The sequence below is a fragment of the Streptomyces klenkii genome, assembly GCF_003626645.1.
GTDB classification, from domain to species: Bacteria; Actinomycetota; Actinomycetes; order Streptomycetales; family Streptomycetaceae; genus Streptomyces; species Streptomyces klenkii.
Map to the genome: position 1 here is coordinate 1 of NZ_RBAM01000181.1, position 1,083 is coordinate 1,083.

Below are 1,083 nucleotides of genomic sequence, written 5' to 3' on the forward strand. Positions count from 1 at the left end.
GTTTTCTCTGTATGACTGGGAGTACCCATCCATTCGTGAAACCTTCGCTGTTGAAGGTATCGATAATTTCTTCTTCCATGAACTCGGCCTGTTGCAGCAAGAGCGGGGCGAGAGTTACCCAGAGGGCGGCTAGTGGCATGGCTACCCTTAGACCCGACAGGTCGGCCGGAATCGCATGCCGTACGTCGAAGAGAAACCAGATCCAGAAAAATGCAGTCGGAATCAGCGAGAAGAGAATGAATGCGCCGATGCGCTCCCGTGCTCGGCTACTTGAGAACAACGGAATATATCGAGGGACCGCGGTAAAGGGAGTGAGGTGTGTGCTGAGAGCAGTGGATGTAGCGCTGCTGCTCATCGAGTCCATCCAGAGCGCAGGATACGCGCGGTGGTCGAGGCCTTGATGCGGCCGGAACCGAAGAGCATTTCAAGGCTATCTTTGAGGACAATCGGGTCTCGCTGGGCCGCTCGCACCATGAATGACGCCCACCAGGAATTCCGCAGCAGGGCGTACGCTGCCACCGACGAAATGAAATGGGACCGATACGCGCTTCGGAAGGATGACTCAAACGAAGAAAGTGCCTTCGCTAGATCCGGTGAGTCCAGTCGTCGCGGAAGGCGATTTACCAGGGCCCGCGCTGCGGCAACGCCATATTCAATGCCCTCCCCGCTCACTGGGTTAATCATCGATGCGGCATCTCCGATAAGTGCCGCATGCCCGTAGGTGAGCCTCGGCATACTGGTGAACTGAGGCAAGCAGTGCGATCGGCACTGTTGCAGAGAGCCTAGCTCGATGCCGCGCCCTGCGATTACTGCGGTGTACTCCTTCAACATCTCACGAATATTCAACTTCCGCATGCGTAAATCTCGCGCTGAGACTCCGATACCGATATTGACGATGCGGCCGCCGGTTGGAAAGAGCCAACCGTAACCGGGTAGCGTGTGTCTACTAAATTCAAGAGAAAGCTGTGGACCGAGGACGCTGCCCGGTTCGAATGACGTCGAGTCAGCGTAAGCGCGCATAGCGACGCCCAGCTCGAAGCGCTTCACGCTACGAGCGCCCAGCGCTCCACGAACCCGGGAATA

At 57.1% G+C, this 1,083-nt stretch carries 1 protein-coding gene; it reads right to left on the reverse strand.

Annotation, left to right across the window (positions count from 1 at the left end):
* Positions 1-351: 351 nt before the first annotated feature.
* The coding region (locus tag D7231_RS36390) for a geranylgeranyl reductase family protein (protein WP_206752013.1) at positions 352-1,083 on the reverse strand (732 nt) is incomplete at its 5' end.